Genomic DNA, 18,164 nt, shown 5'->3' on the forward strand with positions numbered 1-18,164 from the left:
AGGAGAAAACCTTCATATGGCTGGCAAAATCATGCTTCTGAAAGACGCTGCAGAAGATTTGTCGATGGAAGGCAAGGTGCAGGGCAGGACTGAGTTTCGGGTCCGCGTCAAGCAAACTCCGTCCGGAGAAATTCTGGCTTCCTGCAGCTGTCCGCCGGTCGATTTTGTGGCGACATACTGCCATCATATTGCAGGAGTGCTTCTGGCGATTGATGAAATGCAGCAACGGGAAAATCCAATGGCCGCTAAAATGATGGATATGTTTGGAGAAAAGGCTTCTTCCAGAGGCAGCCGCCGTTATTTTGATAAACGCCAGCTGATCCAGGTGGAATTCAGCTGCGTCCCATTACAGCTGCAGGAGAACGAAGCTATTCTTGGAATAGAACTGAAAGCTGGAATTGAGAAGCTGGAAGATGTTCCAAGCACGCAAGGATTTCTAGAGAGCATCAGCAGGGGAGAAGCGTATGCAATTTCAAAAGGCATCGTTTATGCACCGGAGACTTGCAGTTTTGATGATAAAACCGATGCCGTTCTGCAGTTTTTGATAAAAAGCCAACTTCCGAAGAACAAAGTGGAAATTGTTCACGATTTGCTGGTGATTTCACCGTCCGATTGGGACCGTCTTCTGCCTTTGCTGCAGCAAGTCCCTTCGGTCAAGGTGGTGCAGGGAAGCCGGGTTTTTCGCGGCCTTCATCTTGCAAAAGCGCTTCCTCTAACTTTTCGTTTTGATGAAGCGGAAATGGGCAACTACCGGCTGGATGTTAGAGGGCTGGACGGAATAATGGTATTGCCCGCTTATGATATGGCATTTTCTGAAGGTTCGGCAATCCGGTTGTCTGAAGAGGATACAAAGCGGCTGGCGAAGCTGAAAGAGATGATGGCGGGAACGAAAAACCGGCTCTTCATTTCCGCGGAGGCACTGAATCATTTTATGGAAACTGTCACGCCTGGATTGGAGCGGCTGGGAATTGTCCAATTAACAGATGCTGTGGAAGAGCGGCTTGAAGTGGCGCCTCTTCAGGCAAGATTGTATTTGGACCGGCTTAAGCACCGCTTGCTTGCCGGAGTGGAGTTCCATTATGGCCATCTTGTCATCAATCCGTGTGAAGAGGCGGAGGAAGGGGTCAGGCAGTACCCAGGAATCCGCCGGCAGCGGGACAAAGAGCAGCGGATCTTGAGAATAATGGAAGAAAGCGGTTTTGCCCAAACGGACGGCGGCTATTATATGCACGATGAAGAAGCCGAATATCAGTTTCTTTACCATGCTGTTCCTGTTCTTGAACAGCTTGTGCAGGTTTACGCCACAACTGCAGTGAAGTTGAGAGTAACAAAAGCGTATGCTGGACCGAAAATCAAAGTGGAAATCAGTGAAAGAACAGATTGGCTGGAATTTAAGTTTGATCTTCAGGAGATTCCGGAAGCGGAGATCAAGAAAATACTTGCTGCGCTGCAGGAAAAACGGAAATATTATCGCATCCCTAACGGTACGTTAATGTCATTGGAGACATCGGAATTTTTGGCGCTGAGTGATTTCATCCATAACTTTGGCATAACGGAAGAAAATTTCGGTGAACACGATGTCCGTGTTCCACTTATCCAAGGAATGCAGCTTGCTGAATCCTTGGAAGAAGGGCAATTGGCAGAGCCCGGAAAGGCGTTCGCCGAACTGCTGAAAAACTTAAGCCAGCCGGAACAAATGGAGCAAGAAGTTCCGGCACATTTAGCGAAAACCTTGCGTGATTACCAGAAAGCAGGACTCCATTGGTTTAAGATGCTGGCAAAATACAAATTCGGCGGAATATTGGCGGATGATATGGGGCTTGGCAAAACGCTGCAGAGTATTGCTTTCATCGTCTCTGCTCTTCCTGATATCCGAACACGGAAGCGGCCTGTCTTGATCGTCGCGCCTTCGTCGCTTGTCTATAATTGGCTGAGCGAATTGAAGAAGTTTGCCCCTGAAGTCAATGCAGCTGTTATTGATGGCCAGAAAAAGAAACGTATGGCTTTGTTTGCCCAAAGCACGGGGCTTGATGTTATCATCACTTCTTATCCTGCCTTGCGCATGGATAGTGTTCTTTATCGCGATAAAAGCTTTCATACAGTATTTTTTGATGAAGCACAGGCTTTTAAAAATCCAGCGACCCAAACAGCAAAAGCAGCCAAAGCAATCCAGGCGGAATATCGCTTTGCATTGACAGGAACGCCGATTGAAAATTCATTAGATGAACTTTGGTCGATATTTTACGTCGTTTTTCCGGAACTGCTGCCAAACCGGCGGGCTTTCAGCGAAATGAGAAGGGAACGCATCACAAAACGGGTGCGGCCGTTCATTTTGCGGCGCTTGAAACAAGATGTTCTCAAAGAATTGCCAAGCAAATTCGAAACCATTCTGCGTTCTGAACTGCAGATAGAGCAAAAGAAGCTGTATGCGGCTTATTTGGCAGAACTGAAACAGGATGCCTTGAAGCATTTGAACAAAGACAGCTTCCAAAAAAACCGAATCCGCATTTTGGCGGGATTGACACGGCTTCGGCAGTTATGCTGCCATCCGGCTCTTTTTGTAGAAGGATACGCAGGAGGATCGGCCAAATTGGATCAGTTGATGGATATTCTAGAAGAATGCCGGATTTCGGGAAGGCGGGTATTGGTATTTTCCCAATTTACACAAATGCTTGGAATTATCGGCGGAAAGCTGGCAAAAGGAGGAGTTCCTTATTTCTACCTGGACGGACAGACACCTCCTATAGAACGGGTGGAAATGTGCAGCCGGTTTAATGAAGGGGAAGGGAACTTGTTTTTAATTTCATTGAAAGCGGGCGGGACTGGCTTGAATTTGACCGGCGCAGATACTGTAATTCTTTACGACTTGTGGTGGAATCCGGCAATCGAGCAGCAAGCTGCCGACCGGGCGCATCGCATGGGACAAAAAAACGAAGTACAGGTTATTCGCCTAATCGCCAAGGGAACCATTGAAGAAAAGATCACGCAGCTTCAAGAGCGCAAAAAAAACCTGATTGATGAAGTGGTTCAATCAGGGACGGAGCCATTAACAGCGATGACTGAAGAAGATATTCGGGAAATTCTGATGGTGTAGCAAAGTTTTCAGAACATGCAAAGAACCCGCAAGGAAGTTACTGTAAAAAGTAATTTCTTTGCGGGTTCTATTTTTTATTGCTTATTTGTTGTTTTTGGTAGAATCAGAACCGCCTGCAGTACCTGAAGTGCCTGAAGTATCCAAGGTATCTGAAGTGCCGGAACCGAATTTAGTGCCAGAGGCACCTGAAGTGCTTGATGTGCCCGAAGTGCTTGATGTGTTTAGGGCATCAGTCGTTACAACAGTACTAGGTGTTTGAGTAGTAGTAGTTGATGTTGTATCTGTTGTTGTGTCAGTTGATTTATCTTGTTTCTTCTCTTTCAGCTCAGTCACTTTGCCTGATACTTTGCCGGACAATCCAGTTGCCTGTTCTTTGACTTGTCCTGCGATGCCAGCCGCTTTTTCTTTGACTTGGCTTAGTTTTCCGCTTCCGCCATTGCTGCTGTCACCAGAAGAACTGCTGGCGATTTTTTCTTTTACAACGTTCTGCATTTCTTTTCCGCTTTTCGGAGCTAAAAACAGTGCTGTTGCTGCGCCGACTAATGCTCCGGTCAACAGGCCGGTAACAAAACCGCTGCCTCCGGAACTGGTTTCGGAGCCGAAATTGATTGATGTTGCGGGAGCCGTCACTTTTCCGAGGCGCTGAAGGCGTTCTTCCACTTCTTCAATAATCTCGAATACTGTCCGGCCGCTTGTTTCGACGAGGGATCCCTGTGTTTGAAAACCTTCATAGCTTTCCACATTGCGTACGACAACGACGTCATACGTGGCCGCTTCTGATCGTTGGTCGATCAACGTAGCCTGATATCCTTTTTTCTGAAGCGCTTGTTGAATGTCTGTGAATGGTTGTTCCACTGCAATTTTGACCATTTGATCACTCCTCTTTCTTTTTTTACGTATTTTCTATAATTCCCTATTGTGCATCTATTTCAAACATTTTATTTTTTGAAATTGTTCGACTGTATATGAAAAAGGCTTGGAATGTTATTCCTCCAAGCCTTCATCTCTATAAAAGAATTCTGTTGTTTCAATAATATCGCCAGGACTTTTCATAGTACTCGATCAAATTCGGATGGATCAAAGTATTAGGCTCAAGGACAATTTCCTTGCCATTGCCATCTTCAATCACAGCATCTTCATCTTTGCCGAAAGCCGTCAATGCCGGCAGCAAATCGGTTGTGAGATACTGTGTGTCTTCGATGATTTCGAGGTTTTTGGCGCTGATATCGCTGCGCGAAGCGAGAACATAGCCCCATCCGCCGAAACTTGGAATATCGGCATGCAAGTTGTCGGTTTTCAAGCCAGCCGCTTGTATAGTTGTATCAATGGTCCAGTAAACTTCAGGCGCAAATACCGGACTGGTAGCCTGGACCATCATGGCTCCGTCCGGATGCAGCCGGTTACGGACCAGCGAATAAAATTCCTGGGTATATAATTTGTTCAGTGATTCGTTGTTCGGGTCCGGCAAATCGATAATGATAACATCGTAGAAGCCTTCGGTCCCTTCTAAAAAGCGAAATGCATCATCGTTTACCACTTCTACTTTTTCGTTATCCAATGAACCTTCATTCAATTCGGCCAGCATAGGATGGCTGCGGGCAATTTCTGTCATCTTGGGATCCAAATCGACTAACGTTATGCTTCCGGCATCCGGGTATTTCAACACTTCCCGGGCGGCCAATCCATCGCCGCCGCCAAGTATGAGGATCCGCTCATGCCTCGCAGCTGCAGCCATCGGCGGATGCACAAGAATTTCATGATAACGGTGTTCATCGGATGAACTGAATTGAAGCTGGCCATCCAGGTATAGCCGTGTATCTCCTTGCGCTTTTGTTAGGATGATCTGCTGGTACGCGGACTGTTCGGAAAAGACAATCGGATCTTTATACAACCTTTCCTCGAATTGCAGCGCAGCTTCTTCACCTAAAAAAGCACCGGCAATAAGCAGGATCAAAAAGAAAATGCCAAAACCCGCATGCAGCTGGTAGCGCTTCAGCTCATGTTTGAAGCGGAACACGATCCATAACGCTACCGCAACGTTGATGAGCGCTACGAGAAATGCGGTTTTCACAAGGCCAAAGTAGGGGCGCAGCAGGAATAGGAAAAGCAGTCCGCCGACCAGTCCGCCGGCATAATCGGAGAACAGCACTTTTGCTGCGCTTTTTTGCAGAGAGATGCCGATTTCATTGGCTTTGCGGATCAAGATTGGAAGCTCGACTCCAGTCAAAGCGCCGACCAGCAAAATGACGCTGTATAAAAATAGGGAACCGGTGCCGGGGGGCAAGTATGCCGTCACGCCAAATAACAGCACCGCTGAAAAGCCGCCGACCAGCCCGATGCTGTATTCAATCCAGATAAAAGAGGAAATCAAATTTTTGGTCATCTTCTCGCTGATGTAGGCGCCAATGCCCATTCCGGTCAAAAAAAGGGAGATAGTGAGCGTGTACTGCTTCACACCATCCCCTAAAATATATGAACCGAGGGCGCCGAATAACACTTCGAAAATAATGCCGCAAATCGACACAATGCCGGATGCGTAATAAATCGCCCGGCTTTGCCGGACAGCTTCTTGTTCAGTCATGCAAACACCGCCTTATGTAATGGAAGCGCCGATTACGAACGCCAATCCGATTGAAACGGCGCATGAGATGATTCCTACTGCCGTATTTCGTTCTTTCAGCTGCTGCTCCACTGAAAATCGGGGAGTAAGCACTTCGAAAAGGAAATAAGCGAGAAATTGGAGCGCCAAACCGAACAATCCCCAAATGACGGTTTCCATAATCGTATCGTTATGCAGAATGGAGAACGTAAGGATGATGCAGGTGCCGACAATTTTTCCGGCAATTGACAAGGCGACAGCCACGTTGTTGGTATGGATTTCTTCCCAGTCTTTGTATTTTCTCGTCAATAGTTCAAAAACGATCAATCCGGCAACGACTACCGCAATAGCCGCAAGATAATATAAAAAGGTCAATAAGAATGAATTCACTGCTCCAGCTCCTTTGCTATTGGTTATTTTCCTACGCCAGGCCCGCCGCCCCGGAATGTTGAACCGCGCCCATATGAACTGGTGGCCGGGAATGATCTGTACGAACCGCCGCCGGAATAACAGCCGCCGCGGCTGCATCGATTGCCTTGGGTTGTAACCCATGTCGGGCCAAAACGGTTGCTTAAAAACGAACCGACAAACATACCGGTGAAAAAGCCAGGATGATAAGTGTTTCGTACGAATTCTTCCCCAGCCACTTCTACAAGGGTAGTCCCTGGATTGTCGGGATCTTCTGTTAAAATAACAAATTCATCATCATAAACAAGAACTTGCCGGCCTTCCACCACTTCGCCGATCTGATCCGGTTCCTGCACTTGGCTGAGCTCTGTTGCTGTATCGGCCAAGCTTTGTTCGGACCGGTACATCATCGCGCGGTCGTTTGAAGTGCTGCCCGCCACCGCATCGACAAACGTATAGTTCTGCTCAATGTAATCTTCCGCTTGGCTCATTCCGCAAGCAGCCAAAAAAAGCACCATGGAAATCATTCCGCATAGCCATCCTCTTTTTATCATAAAGTAAACACCCCACATGAACAAAAACAGCCCGCCGCATGGAAGCGGGCTGCCGTCCGTTTATTCTTTCTTAAGTTGCTGTTTGAGCGCTGCCAATTCGTCATCCACTGCACTGTTTTTGTTTAGTGAGGCGAATTCATCGTCAAGGCTGCGCGAGCCAGCCCGCAGATCTTCGGAAGTTTCGGCTTCCGCTTCATACTGCATCACTTTTTCTTCCATCCGCTCAAAACCGCTGCGCGATTCATCGCTCCCGACAGAAGACATGGTGCGGTTGATCATGGTCCGGGTTTTTGCAGATTCCGCCCGGGCTTTCAAAGAATCCTTTTTGATTTCCATCTGTTCGTATTCGCGCTTCATTTCCGCCAATTTCTCACGCAGCACCGCTGAATCGGATGCCGCCTGTTCATAGGTGCCTTTTAAATCTTCCGCCTGCTTGACGTAAGTCTGCTTGTCTTCAAGCGCGCGCCGTGCAAGTTCTTCGTTATTGGCTTCAACCGCTTGGACGGCTTGCTGCTGACGCTTTTCGACCATGCTATTTGCGTCGTCATACTTCTTTTTCAGCATTTTTTCATTTGCCAGCTGTTTTGCTACCGCTGTTTCGGCATCGCGGATATCCGCTGCCATGTCCCGCATGAATTGGTCGAGCATTTTTACCGGATCTTCCGCTTTATCAAGTGCTGCGTTCAGTTCTGATTCTACATATGTTTGTACACGTTTAAAAAATTGAAACATATTCTCTCCTCCAATAGTGTTAGCTTCCCGCTAAAATGGTGACTTCGAATTCTTCAATTTCATAGCCGTGGCTGACTTCCACTTCGCCGCCCCAAACTTCCACAGACAAAAAGGATTCTCCCGATTCGTCCACATACTCATAGTAGTCCATTTCTGTTCCATTGACATTTCGGCTTCGGCCTTCTCCTTGAACGTATGCCCGTCCTTGCTCTTCCAGAAAATAAGGGCGTTCTTCATACATGATTTTCTTTGTCCCCGGTTCAATTCCAGGGACGCGCGACTTCTCATAGATGCCCACCTCGAGTTCATCATCCATTTCCACGCTGAGCCAAAGGGTTTTGCTTGCTGATGCCAATTGATAAGCATCCCATGTATAGCCGCTGTCATTGTAATGGATCTTTCCGGTTATTTCGTAATCCACAAGATCGTAAGCCACAAAATCACCGACGCGCAAATTGAGCAGCGTCCGTTTCTCAACTTGGGGCTCTTGTTTTTCAGCGCCGCCAAATAAGCGGTTAAAAAAACTCATTTTCTCACCTCTTTTGTCTATGTGCGTCGCTTTCCCCATCACTTGCCAACAATACAACGGATGATTCTGAAGCTTGAAAGGCCTAAAAGCCAAAAGAGCCCATCCAGGATACGGCGTAGTTAACGAACATCAACTAAAAGCGGGTCCCAAATGAGCTTATGGCCTTATCGTATCATGGGGACTACGAATTATCGAGCCTGATGTTAAGGGAAAAACAAGTTGCTCCAGAATACCGAAAGTCTTTTTTCTTTACCCGGTCCAGCCTGGCATTAAAACGTTTTTGTTCACTTTTGGAGCATTGGAAAATGCCCAGCCCAAAGAAGGAAGACCGCTTCTCGAAGGCAGGGCATGAAATGGTTGGAACTATAGGTTCAATTAATCTTCGCGTACATCTTCAATTGCATCCAAAGTTTCTATGTCTTCTTTGGAGATGGTGAAATCCAGCTGGCTGTTTTCAATGATGCGCGCTTCGTTTGTCGATTTGGGAAGAGGCAGAGTACCACGCTCCAAGCAGTAGCGGATACATAATTGGGCAGGCGTCACGCCGTATTTTTCCGCCATCTCCAGTATCGGCGGACTGCTCAAAATCTGTCCGGTCGCTAACGGCGAATATGCTTCGACGACGATATTGTGCTTGGCGCAGAATGCTAGGAGGCTTTCCTGGTCGCGGCCGATGTAAAATGGAATTTGATTGGCCATCGGCACGATGTCGCAGGCGTCCAGAAGAGCTTGAATATCGGATTCCGAAAAGTTGGAGACGCCAATCGCCCGGATTTTGCCGTCGTTATAGAGCCGCTCCATCGCTTTCCAAGACTGGATGTTGCCTTCTGTGCAATCTTTTCCGATTTCTGTCCATGGCCAAGGAGCGTGGATCAGATAAAGGTCCAAATAATCAACGCCAAGATTGGAGACGGTTTCCTCGAACGCTTGCAAAGTTTCCTCATAGCCTTTGGTTTGGGCAGGGAGTTTGCTTGTGATAAATACTTCTTCGCGTGCCAAGCGGAAATCGCGGACCGCTTTGCCAACGTTTTCCTCGTTCTGATAGGCCAAGGCAGTATCGATATGCGTATAGCCGTTTTCAAGCGCAGTCGTCACAGCCGCATATGCTTCTTCATTTGGAATCTGCCAAGTGCCAAACCCGATGTCCGGGATTTCGACCCCATTGTGGAAAGTGAATATACCTTCTTTTGCCATATGAACTTCCTCCTTTGATAAAGCGCTTACTTTCACAGTGTACCTAGTAAAAAGTGGAAACGTCTAGAAATTAGCCTTGCACCTTATACTTTTTATAATATTAATTAAATTAACTAACTATGTTATAATTGCTGCATCAGTGTGTGGATATGGGGGATTTTTATGCAGCGCGGCACTTTCCAATTGATGAAATCTGTAAACAAATCGATTGTGTTAAACAAAATAAGGACGGCAGAACCAATCTCCAGAGCCCAGATTGCGAAAGAAACCAGTCTGACCCCTCCGACAGTGAGCAGCATTGTAAAAGAGCTGATGGAACAAGGGCTGGTAAGGGAGAGTGTTTTAGGCCATTCAAGCGGAGGGCGAAAGCCGACTATGCTGCATATCAACACGGCGGCATTTTATGTGGTCGGCGTAGACGCAGGGCCTGAAAGCGTGGAATGCGTCTTGACCGATTTAACAGGAGCCATATTTCAGAGGACATCAAAGGTATTGGAGAATCCGCTGACAAATGAGCGGTTCCTGTCAGATGTAAAAGAGGCGATTTCCGCTCTTTTGCAGGCTGGTGGAGCTGAACAAGAAAAAATTATCGGCATTGGTGTCGCCATGCACGGGGTGGTGGACGTCAAAACAGGAACATCGCTTGTCGCACCGATTTTGAACTTGAGGAACATTCCCATAAGAGAAGTGTTGGAAGAAGAATTCAATCTAACGGTGAGAGTTGAAAATGACGCCAGGGCTATGGCATTGGGCGAATCCTGGTTTGGCGGCCATGATGATGCTGACAGCATGGTGGCTGTGAATATTGGCAGAGGTGTAGGGGCCGGAATTGTCATAAATGGCAAACTTTACCACGGCGCCCAAGGCATTGCGGGAGAGTTTGGCCATATGACGGTCGATATCAACGGGGAAATATGCGAGTGCGGGAATCGGGGCTGCTTGCAGACGTTCATAAGTGGAGCGGCCATTGCCAAACGGGCAAAGAGCCGATTGAAAGAACAAGATGGGAAGTTGACCGCTAGAGAGATATTTGAGTTGGCTGAAAGCGGCAGGTCAGACTGCGTCGAGCTTTTGCACGAAACGGGACATATTATGGGAGTCGGTTTAACAAACTTGATCCATGTGATCAATCCGGGCGAAATTGTACTGGGGGGCGGAGTCATGAAAAGCGAGAAATTCCTGATGCCTGCGGCTCTTGCCGCCATCCGCCAGAAAGTTTTAACCCCGGAAGCAAAACAGACGCGCGTAACGGTCAGCCGGCTTGGGGACGAAGCGACTGTGCTGGGAGCGGTATCGCTTCTGCTTGTCGAATTGTTTGATCCGGTGATGAAAACAGGCTGAACCTTCAATGCGAAGGTTCAGCCTGTTTTTTATTTCATCACACTAAAAGCAAAAACGGTTTGTGTTTTATAAACTTCCCCTGCTTGCAAAACGATGTCTGGCATGTTCGCATGGTGCAAGGAAGCGGGGGAGCCTTGTGTTTCAAAACAGACGCCGAGGTATTTCCGCGACTTTCCTTCGTTCAAAAGCAACGAATCGTCCAAGCCGTTTCCCGTATACATGACCATTCCCGGCTGATCGGTTTCTACAGCCATTTGTCGCCCGCTGGCGGAGTCTTGAAGAAGCGCTTTCTGCTCCCGGGTATTGTCAAAAAGAAAGTAATGATCATACCCGCCTCCGGCCAGTTTGTTTTGGGCAAACTTCTCATTGAATCCTTCCCCAAGCATGCGCCCGGCACGGAAATCGAACGGAGTTTCGGCAACAGGAATCAGATTTCCCGTCGGAATAAGCTGATCATCCAGTTCGACGAATTGGCTGCTGTCAATGGCCGCCGCCTGTGTTTCCACAGTGCTTTTCAAGTCGCCGCTCAAGTTGAAATAAGAATGATTCGTCAAAGCCAAAGGCGTTGTTTTGTCGCTGCTGGCTTCATAATCGATAAGCAGCCGGTTGTCATTTGTCAGCGTATAGGTGACTGAAACAGTGACATTGCCGGGGTATCCGCCTTCGCCGTCCGGGCTCTTATGGCTGAGCGTCAAGCCGAGTGAGTTTTCAGTCTGGAAAGGGGCAACTTGCCAAAGGGCTTGATGAAACCCTGCAGAACCACTGTGCAAATGATTAGCTCCCTCATTCGATTCTAGAACATGGGTGTTACCGGAAAGTTCAAAAGATGCCCCTTGGATCCTGCCAGCTACACGGCCGATCAAAGCGCCGAAATAATTAGGGTTTTGCTGATAGTCCCGGATGTTCCTATAACCCAGGACTACATTCTCCAAATTTTCATCGCGATCAGGGACCAAGATTTTAGTGATAATCCCACCGAAATCCAGAATACTGACGGCCATTCCTGCTTCGTTCGTCAAGGTGTATTCTGTCCATTTCTCTGTAACTGGTACTGCTTTTATATTCATATTTGCCGCCACCTAGTCGTTTAATGTATGGATAAATCGATCAAATGCCTGCCGGTCTTTGAAGACTCCGGCATCTTCAAGCACCCGCACAAATTTTTCGCCAAGTTCTTTTTGTAGAACGGCTTCGGCTTCTTCTGCAGTTGAAAGAGTGCCGTATCGCGCTTTCAATTGCGATGCCCATTCCATGTGGTAGTCTTCGGGCCGGCTTGAACCGCCCAATAAAAAGTTTTGGATTTGAGCCAGCTCGTCTTTCAGGCGAGGCGGCAGCACCGCTAATCCCATTACTTCGATCAAGCCGATGTTTTCTTTTTTGATATGATGGACGTCTGCATGAGGATGGAAAATACCGAGTGGATGTTCAATGCTCGTCCTGTTGTTTCGCAGCACCAAGTCGATTTCAAATCGCCCATTTTTGTTTCGGGCAATAGGGGTAATGGTGTTATGCGGTGTTTCAGCCGTAAAAGCCATAACCTCTGCTTGTTCATCTGAATAAGATTTCCATGTTTGAAAAATATAGTCCGAAGCCGCAACAAGGCGGCTGATATCAGTGCCCCGCAGCCGTATCACCGACAGCGGCCATTTTACAACGGCAGCCTCTATTTCAGGATAAGAAGGCAGCTCAAACGAAAAAGCGTCCTCTGCGCGAGTCATTGCAAATTCATAGCGCCCAGCCTGATAATGATCATGGCTTAAGATGGAACCGCCGACAATCGGCAAGTCGGCATTCGAGCCGATAAAGTAATGGGGAAACTTATCCGTGAACGTAAGCAGGCGCGAGAAGACATTCTTATCGATTTTCATATCCCGATGCTCTTCTGAAAGCAAAATGCTGTGCTCGTTATAATACACATATGGTGAATACTGCAAATACCAATTTTCTCCCGACATCGGCACATTGACAATCCGGTGGTTGGCTCTTGCCGGATAGCCGATGCGCCCTGTGTAGCCTTCGTTTTCTTTGCACAATAAACATTTTGGGTAATTGATGGACTGTTTCAATGTGCGCTCGCGTTTGATCTGCTCAGGGTCTTTTTCAGGTTTCGACAAGTTGATTGTAATATCCAGCTGGCCGTACGGACTTTCAACTTTATAAGAAATATTTTTGGCAATCCTGTTCATTTGGATGTAATTGCTGTTTTTGCTCAAATTATAGAAATAATCGGTTGCGGCAACTGGCGATTCCGCATATCTTTGCTGAAAAACCGCATTTACAGCAGAAGGCCTGGCAACAAAGCAATTCATGATATTAGCTGACAAAATCTCTTTGTCGTCCAAAATATCTTCGATGATGCCGCCTTCTATGGCATAAGCGATCAATTTTTCCAACAAGTTCGGAATGCTATCGTGGAATGCTTCAACCGCTTCTTCCGGGAAAGATTCCATTGCCAGCAAGTTCATCACCTGGTTCCGCGCATAAGCGATATCCGCATTTTCAATCAGTTCTGCTTTAAGGGCTTGCTGGATAAGGCCTTCTAAAACTTGGTATGCCAATTGCTCACACTTCCTTTTCATAACCGGTTGGATGCGCAGAATGCCAGGCCCAAGCATCCTCAAAAATTTTCGTTACAGAAGTGCGTGTAGGGTTCCAGCCGAGCACTTGCCGGGCTTTATCGGAACTTGCTATTAAAATGCTTGGATCGCCGGCTCGTCGGGGACCAATTTTAGCAGGAATTTCCTTGCCGGTTACAGTTCGGGCCGTCTCTATCATCTCGCTCACCGAGAAGCCCTGGCTGCTGCCTAAGTTGAAAATATTGCTTTGGCCGCCTTTTCTTAAGTAGTTCAAAGCCAGAAGGTGGGCGTCGATCAAATCTTCCACATGGACATAGTCGCGGATGCATGTGCCGTCCGGCGTGTCGTAATCATCGCCGAATACGGTGATATGTGGCCTTTGCCCAAGCGCCGTCTGCAGAATAAGCGGAACCAAATGTGATTCCGGACGATGGTCTTCGCCTATTGCGGCTCCTTGCCGGGCTCCGGCCACATTGAAGTAGCGCAATGAAACGAAGCGGATGCCATGGGCTTGCTCTGTCCATCTCATCATCTTTTCCATTGTCAATTTTGTTTCGCCGTATGTACTTGTCGGCACTGTCGGCATCGTTTCGGTGATTGGCACGGATTCCGGCTCGCCGTAAGTGGCGGCGGTGGAAGAAAAGACGATTTTTTTCACATCATGCCGGACCATCGCCTGAAGCAGAACCTGGGTTCCATAAACATTGTTGTCAAAATACTTGAGAGGGTTTTCCATGGATTCTCCGACAAGTGAATTTGCAGCAAAATGAATGACCGCTTCAATCGATTCTTTTTCGAAAATGGAATTGAGGAACGCAAGATCACGCATATCCCCTTCATAAAGGACAGCCTTCGGATGCACCGAGCCGCTGTGGCCGGTTTCCAAGTTATCCACGATTACGACATTTTCCCCTTGATCGATCAATTGGTAAACAGCATGCGAGCCGATATAGCCAGCTCCGCCTAATACTAAAATGCTCATAGGTTCACTCTCCCTTAAAGTTCTCTTGCTCCATCGCCTATGGCAGCCGTGTAAAAAGTGGCTTCATAACCGACAACTTCATGGTATTTTTTATTGATATTTGCCTTGAATTCTTCAACCCTGTCTTTCTCGACGATGGCAATAGCGCATCCGCCGAACCCGGCGCCGGTCATGCGCGCTCCTATAACGCCTTCTTGGTCCCAAGCGGCCTGTACTATGGTGTCCAGTTCAATGCCGGTTACTTCATAATCATCCCGCAAAGAAAGATGGGATTCGTTCATCAGTTGGCCAAAGCCGGCAAGATCGTCTTGCTGCAGCTTTTCCAGCGCTTCCAATGTCCGCAGATTTTCGAAAACAGCATGTTTCGCACGCTTCCGGTTGATCGGATCAGTGATCAGCTGTTTGTTTTCCTCAAACTGCAGGGCCGATAATTCGCCTAAACTGCTGATCGGCAATTTTTGCTGCAGCTCTTTTACCGCTTCTTCGCACTGAGAGCGGCGTTCATTGTATTTGGATCCGGCTAGCGTACGCTGCTTATTGGTATTAATGATGACTACCGAATGGTTTTCCAGAACAATCGGGGCATATCGGTAGTCGAGCGTTTGGCAATTCAGCAAAATCGCATGGTTTTCTTTCCCCATCCCAATGGCGAATTGATCCATGATCCCGCTGTTCACACCAATATATTCATTTTCAACTTTTTGGCCAAGCTGGACCATAGGGATGCGCTCCATGTTCAGGCCGAAAAGCCCGTTTACCAAAACACCGGTTGCCAATTCAATCGAAGCGGAGGAAGAAAGGCCGGCACCGTTTGGAATGTTGCCGTAAAACAGGATATCGGCGCCATGAAGAGCGCTGTTGCTTGCTTCTTTCATATAGAGGACCATTCCTTTCGGGTAGTTGGCCCAGCCGGCAGCTTCATCAAAAGACAAGCTGTTCAAATCGCACTCGATAATACCAGTCTCCGGGAAGTTCAAAGAATAAAAACGCAAAAGCTGGTCATCACGCTTGCAGCCGAGGGCGTACGTTCCAAAAGACAGGGAAGCGGGAAATACATGGCCTCCGTTGTAATCCGTGTGTTCACCGATCAGATTCATTCTTCCAGGGGCGAAAAAAACCCTTGGCGTTTCTGCTGACATAAAAATTGCCTGAAATTCTTTTATGAGATTCGTTGTAGTATTCATAATGCCTCCTGAACCGGCTGATGAAAACAGCGATATATTTGAAAGTCTTAACTTAATTAAATTAATTAATTAAGTTAAGACAAGCTTACTATTTTTCTTTTGGAGAAGCAATTAAAATATGTCCTTAATTTTTTAAAAATTAAACTTTTGACAAGACAATATTACGGCACATCTATGGGCATTTTAAAAGTCCAGAGGCTTCAAGCAATTAGGACCGTGGATACTATGTTTAGAACTCGCTATTAATTCAGTATATGAAAGGAGAGCAAAGATGGTCTTTGCTCTCCTTTTTATATCGAAATTAGTATTAAGGCTTCACCTGTTCCATCCGCTCTTTGATGGCTTTGAAAACCAGCTCCGGCTCGTCATCCATTACAAAGTGGCCGCTCTTTTCAGCGACAATCAGCTTGCTGTCCGTAGAAAGGGCAAGCAATTGCTTTTGCTGTTCCTGCCACATATTTTCCATTTGTTCGCTGTTCTCTGCTGGTATCCCGACAGCAGTGGCATCTGTCGGAATTCCGTGGGTGATGATTGTCAAAGGAAGGTCTCCCAATGTTCGGCCACGGATACTGTCCTCTAAATTGGTGAGATTTTTCAATTCTTGTTCCTGAGCCTGAAAAAATTTAGGCTGCATTTCGATGTTCATGATTTTGTCCTGCTCGTCTTCTGGAAGGCCGGGCAAAACAGAATTCTCCATTAAGCGGATAACGCCGAGCCGCTTCAATAAAGTAAGCGTATTGGCAGACGGGATATTCACTGAAGCTGGGTCAAGTCCGGCAGCTTCAAAAAAAGGAGCGGTTTCCCTTGAAAAGTTTTCAGGCCTTGCGTCGAGCAGCACAATGCCTCCGACTTCCTCAGGATAAGTTTGGGCGAACAGGCGGGAATACATTCCTCCCAGCGAATGGCCCACCAAGATGTAAGGCCCTTCAATTTTTTCCTTCTTTAAAGCTGTATACAGTTCCTGAACGATATTGCTGCCGGTTCGTTCGGCAGTTGCTTCTTCACTCCAGGCGTAGCCCGCACGGTCATAAGCCACGACAGTGCCGTATGCTGCTAATTTTTCCGGCAGATCGCTCCAGCTGGTGCTTGCCAACCCACTGCCTGTTTCAAGCAACACAACCGGCTTTCCGGTTCCTTGCTGTAGAAGATGCAGTTTGGTGCCGCCGGCGTCAACCATTTTTCCTTCAGGCGGATACTTTTTGGCTCCTTGATGGCTGGCTATCGCTTCAAAGGCAATTCCTGAAACTGCTAGGAGCACGGTTAAGGCAACGAGCGAAAAAAGAATTTTCATCCACAAAGGCTTGGTTTTCTTCTTTTCAATCGATGTTCCCATATGAAGCTCCTCCTACTTGAATTTTCTTCGATTATAATCCCGTGCCTCTTGGATAACACGGTTACATTTTCCTAAAAAAGAACAAGTATTTAAATCCATAGGGTGCCTCCGGCAGGTGTATACTTGGGATAAAGAAAAAAGTGCATTCCATGGAGGAAAAATTATGTTCAGTAATATTAAAATAGAAAACTTGATCCCGTTGATGGAAAAAGGGGAAATGACTTTGATTGATGTCAGGTCGCCATCCGAATACAAAAATTTCACAATGCCGGGAAGCATCAACATTCCGTTTTTTGATGATGCGGAACGGGCCGAAATCGGCACGCTGTACAAACAAATGAGTGTGGATGCCGCCAAGGAACGGGGGCTTGAAATTATTTCTGCCAAGCTTCCCGGGTTTGTCCGGGAAATCAGAAAGGTCAGCGGCAGCAAAACAGTGTTTTGCTGGCGCGGCGGCATGCGCAGCAGAACAACCGCGACACTCTTGTCGTTGATGGATATCCATGTAAACCGGCTGGAAGGCGGAATCCGCGAATACCGCAAATGGGTAGTCAATCAACTGGAACAGCCTGTAGTTCCGGTTAACGCCTATGTACTGAACGGATTGACAGGAACAGGCAAAACAAGAATTTTAAAGACGCTGCAAAAAGAAGGCTACCCGGTCATGGATTTGGAAGCTATGGCTAACCATAAAGGGTCGATATTCGGCCATATCGGGGCTGAACCACATAACCAGAAGGTGTTTGATTCGCTGCTTGTCCATAAAGTGCGGGAACTGCAGAATTCGCCTTATGTACTTTTTGAAGCAGAAGGCAGCCGAATCGGCAAAGCGGGCATCCCGCCTTGGCTCAGCGAATGGAAAGTACGCAGCCTGCATCTGTTCATCGATATGCCGATGGAAGAGCGGATCAAGGAAATTCTGGAAGACTATCAGCCTGACCAGCATCAGGAAGAATTTATGGAAGCCTTTCTCCGGATCAAATCGCGGATGCCGCAAGAGGTGGCGATACAAATAGAAGCGAACTTGGAAGCAGGAGGATATTCTGCCGCAGTCAGTTTGCTGTTGGAGTATTATTATGATTCCCGCTATCAGCATATGAGCCTCCAATATCCGGAAACGCAGAAAAAGATTTTGAAGGTCCAAAATATAGAAGAGGCCATTCAAGCAGTGAAAGACCATATCCCGAAACTGGGTACTGCAGACAACAAGCAGTCTGTTTAGCTCTTGAATTGCCGGGGCTGCGGGGAACCTGCGCAAATTCCTGCTATAGTGGAGCTATCAAAATGAGATGAGGACACAACGATGATGGAAGCCGGTTTGTCTGTCCGGAATGCGGCCATGAGTGGATGCCGGCAGGAGAACCGGAAAAAGCTGAAGAATCGGTTGTTGCCAAAGACGCCAACGGAAATCCATCAAATAGCGGGGATGCTGTCACCGTCATTAAAGATTTAAAAGTGAAAGGCAGTTCGTCCGTCTTGAAAATCGGGACGAAAGTGAAAAATATCCTGCTGGTCGAAAGGGACCATAATATCGACTGCAAAATCGACGGCTTCGGACCGATGAAATTGAAATCCGAATTTGTGAAAAAAGCGTGATGGATAAACCAGAACAAGCTTGGCTGCTTCCTATGGGAAGAA

At 47.3% G+C, this 18,164-nt stretch carries 15 protein-coding genes and 1 pseudogene; 4 read left to right on the plus strand and 12 right to left on the minus strand.

Annotated elements, in window-relative coordinates; genetic code table 11:
• Positions 1 to 16 precede the first annotated feature (16 nt).
• Positions 17 to 3,094: an SNF2 helicase associated domain-containing protein gene (locus tag FQV30_RS00770; protein WP_370512342.1), complete on the plus strand. Its 3,078-nt coding sequence runs from the start codon at positions 17 to 19 to the stop codon at positions 3,092 to 3,094.
• An 81-nt stretch (positions 3,095 to 3,175) separates the two neighbouring features.
• Here the strand turns inward: FQV30_RS00770 and FQV30_RS00775 are convergent, their stop codons facing one another.
• The 7 genes from FQV30_RS00775 to FQV30_RS00805 form a co-directional block, all read right to left on the minus strand.
• A complete protein-coding gene (locus FQV30_RS00775; protein ID WP_146498246.1) occupies positions 3,176 to 3,964 on the minus strand; it encodes a YkuS family protein in 789 nt (262 codons plus the stop codon).
• Between the two features lie 157 nt (positions 3,965 to 4,121).
• Positions 4,122 to 5,675, minus strand: coding sequence for a polyamine aminopropyltransferase (locus tag FQV30_RS00780; protein ID WP_146498247.1), 1,554 nt, complete (start codon positions 5,673 to 5,675; stop codon positions 4,122 to 4,124).
• Between the two features lie 12 nt (positions 5,676 to 5,687).
• Entirely contained in the window at positions 5,688 to 6,083 is a 396-nt protein-coding gene (locus FQV30_RS00785) for a DUF350 domain-containing protein (RefSeq protein ID WP_146498248.1), read from the minus strand.
• A 23-nt stretch (positions 6,084 to 6,106) separates the two neighbouring features.
• Complete coding sequence (locus FQV30_RS00790; protein WP_186725480.1) at positions 6,107 to 6,655, minus strand: DUF4247 domain-containing protein; 549 nt, start codon at positions 6,653 to 6,655, stop codon at positions 6,107 to 6,109.
• 60 nt (positions 6,656 to 6,715) lie between these two features.
• Positions 6,716 to 7,387, minus strand: coding sequence for a PspA/IM30 family protein (locus FQV30_RS00795; RefSeq protein WP_146498250.1), 672 nt, complete (start codon positions 7,385 to 7,387; stop codon positions 6,716 to 6,718).
• Between the two features lie 19 nt (positions 7,388 to 7,406).
• Positions 7,407 to 7,916: a DUF4178 domain-containing protein gene (locus FQV30_RS00800; protein ID WP_146498251.1), complete on the minus strand. Its 510-nt coding sequence runs from the start codon at positions 7,914 to 7,916 to the stop codon at positions 7,407 to 7,409.
• 375 nt (positions 7,917 to 8,291) lie between these two features.
• Entirely contained in the window at positions 8,292 to 9,110 is an 819-nt protein-coding gene (locus tag FQV30_RS00805; RefSeq protein WP_146498252.1) for an aldo/keto reductase, read from the minus strand.
• A gap of 162 nt (positions 9,111 to 9,272) precedes the next feature.
• Here FQV30_RS00805 and FQV30_RS00810 point away from each other — a divergent pair, with 162 nt between their 5' ends.
• Positions 9,273 to 10,451, plus strand: a complete 1,179-nt coding sequence (locus FQV30_RS00810; protein WP_146498253.1) for an ROK family transcriptional regulator — start codon at positions 9,273 to 9,275, stop codon at positions 10,449 to 10,451.
• 29 nt (positions 10,452 to 10,480) lie between these two features.
• Here the strand turns inward: FQV30_RS00810 and FQV30_RS00815 are convergent, their stop codons facing one another.
• The 5 genes from FQV30_RS00815 to FQV30_RS00835 all read right to left on the minus strand — a co-directional run bounded on the left by FQV30_RS00815 (position 10,481) and on the right by FQV30_RS00835 (position 16,526).
• Positions 10,481 to 11,518 (minus strand): aldose epimerase family protein, encoded by a 1,038-nt coding sequence (locus tag FQV30_RS00815; RefSeq protein ID WP_146498254.1) that lies wholly within the window; start codon positions 11,516 to 11,518, stop codon positions 10,481 to 10,483.
• Between the two features lie 12 nt (positions 11,519 to 11,530).
• Entirely contained in the window at positions 11,531 to 13,030 is a 1,500-nt protein-coding gene (gene galT, locus FQV30_RS00820; RefSeq protein ID WP_370512343.1) for a UDP-glucose--hexose-1-phosphate uridylyltransferase, read from the minus strand.
• Positions 13,014 to 14,009, minus strand: a complete 996-nt coding sequence (gene galE, locus FQV30_RS00825; protein ID WP_146498256.1) for a UDP-glucose 4-epimerase GalE — start codon at positions 14,007 to 14,009, stop codon at positions 13,014 to 13,016. Before galE ends, galT begins: the two co-directional genes overlap by 17 nt.
• Before the next feature lie 14 nt (positions 14,010 to 14,023).
• Entirely contained in the window at positions 14,024 to 15,193 is a 1,170-nt protein-coding gene (locus tag FQV30_RS00830) for a galactokinase (RefSeq protein ID WP_146498257.1), read from the minus strand.
• 307 nt (positions 15,194 to 15,500) lie between these two features.
• Positions 15,501 to 16,526: an alpha/beta fold hydrolase gene (locus tag FQV30_RS00835; protein WP_146498258.1), complete on the minus strand. Its 1,026-nt coding sequence runs from the start codon at positions 16,524 to 16,526 to the stop codon at positions 15,501 to 15,503.
• 163 nt (positions 16,527 to 16,689) lie between these two features.
• On the opposite strand from FQV30_RS00835, the gene mnmH reads away from it, so the two are divergent.
• Together mnmH and FQV30_RS00845 are read left to right on the plus strand one after the other, a co-directional pair.
• The gene (gene mnmH / locus FQV30_RS00840) at positions 16,690 to 17,748 is read left to right on the plus strand and encodes a tRNA 2-selenouridine(34) synthase MnmH (RefSeq protein ID WP_146498259.1); all 1,059 of its coding nucleotides are present in this window, start codon (positions 16,690 to 16,692) and stop codon (positions 17,746 to 17,748) included.
• Between the two features lie 80 nt (positions 17,749 to 17,828).
• A pseudogene (locus tag FQV30_RS00845) lies at positions 17,829 to 18,122 on the plus strand (zinc ribbon domain-containing protein YjdM); the annotation flags it as partial.
• Positions 18,123 to 18,164 lie beyond the last annotated feature (42 nt).

Origin of the sequence: Planomicrobium sp. CPCC 101110 (assembly GCF_007859395.1) — a bacterium.
Classification (GTDB): Bacteria; Bacillota; Bacilli; order Bacillales_A; family Planococcaceae; genus Planococcus.

Excerpts from the sequence above, each read along its gene's own strand:
- FQV30_RS00800 (WP_146498251.1), bottom strand. The coding sequence starts at position 7,916 with ATGAGTTTTTTTAACCGCTTATTTGGCGGCGCTGAAAAACAAGAGCCC.
- galE (WP_146498256.1), bottom strand. The coding sequence starts at position 14,009 with ATGAGCATTTTAGTATTAGGCGGAGCTGGCTATATCGGCTCGCATGCT.
- FQV30_RS00830 (WP_146498257.1), bottom strand. The coding sequence starts at position 15,193 with ATGAATACTACAACGAATCTCATAAAAGAATTTCAGGCAATTTTTATG.
- FQV30_RS00795 (WP_146498250.1), bottom strand. The coding sequence starts at position 7,387 with ATGTTTCAATTTTTTAAACGTGTACAAACATATGTAGAATCAGAACTG.
- FQV30_RS00780 (WP_146498247.1), bottom strand. The coding sequence starts at position 5,675 with ATGACTGAACAAGAAGCTGTCCGGCAAAGCCGGGCGATTTATTACGCA.
- FQV30_RS00835 (WP_146498258.1), bottom strand. The coding sequence starts at position 16,526 with ATGGGAACATCGATTGAAAAGAAGAAAACCAAGCCTTTGTGGATGAAA.
- FQV30_RS00815 (WP_146498254.1), bottom strand. The coding sequence starts at position 11,518 with ATGAATATAAAAGCAGTACCAGTTACAGAGAAATGGACAGAATACACC.
- FQV30_RS00805 (WP_146498252.1), bottom strand. The coding sequence starts at position 9,110 with ATGGCAAAAGAAGGTATATTCACTTTCCACAATGGGGTCGAAATCCCG.
- FQV30_RS00775 (WP_146498246.1), bottom strand. The coding sequence starts at position 3,964 with ATGGTCAAAATTGCAGTGGAACAACCATTCACAGACATTCAACAAGCG.
- FQV30_RS00790 (WP_186725480.1), bottom strand. The coding sequence starts at position 6,655 with ATGATAAAAAGAGGATGGCTATGCGGAATGATTTCCATGGTGCTTTTT.
- galT (WP_370512343.1), bottom strand. The coding sequence starts at position 13,030 with ATGAAAAGGAAGTGTGAGCAATTGGCATACCAAGTTTTAGAAGGCCTT.
- FQV30_RS00770 (WP_370512342.1), top strand. The coding sequence starts at position 17 with ATGGCTGGCAAAATCATGCTTCTGAAAGACGCTGCAGAAGATTTGTCG.
- FQV30_RS00810 (WP_146498253.1), top strand. The coding sequence starts at position 9,273 with ATGCAGCGCGGCACTTTCCAATTGATGAAATCTGTAAACAAATCGATT.
- mnmH (WP_146498259.1), top strand. The coding sequence starts at position 16,690 with ATGTTCAGTAATATTAAAATAGAAAACTTGATCCCGTTGATGGAAAAA.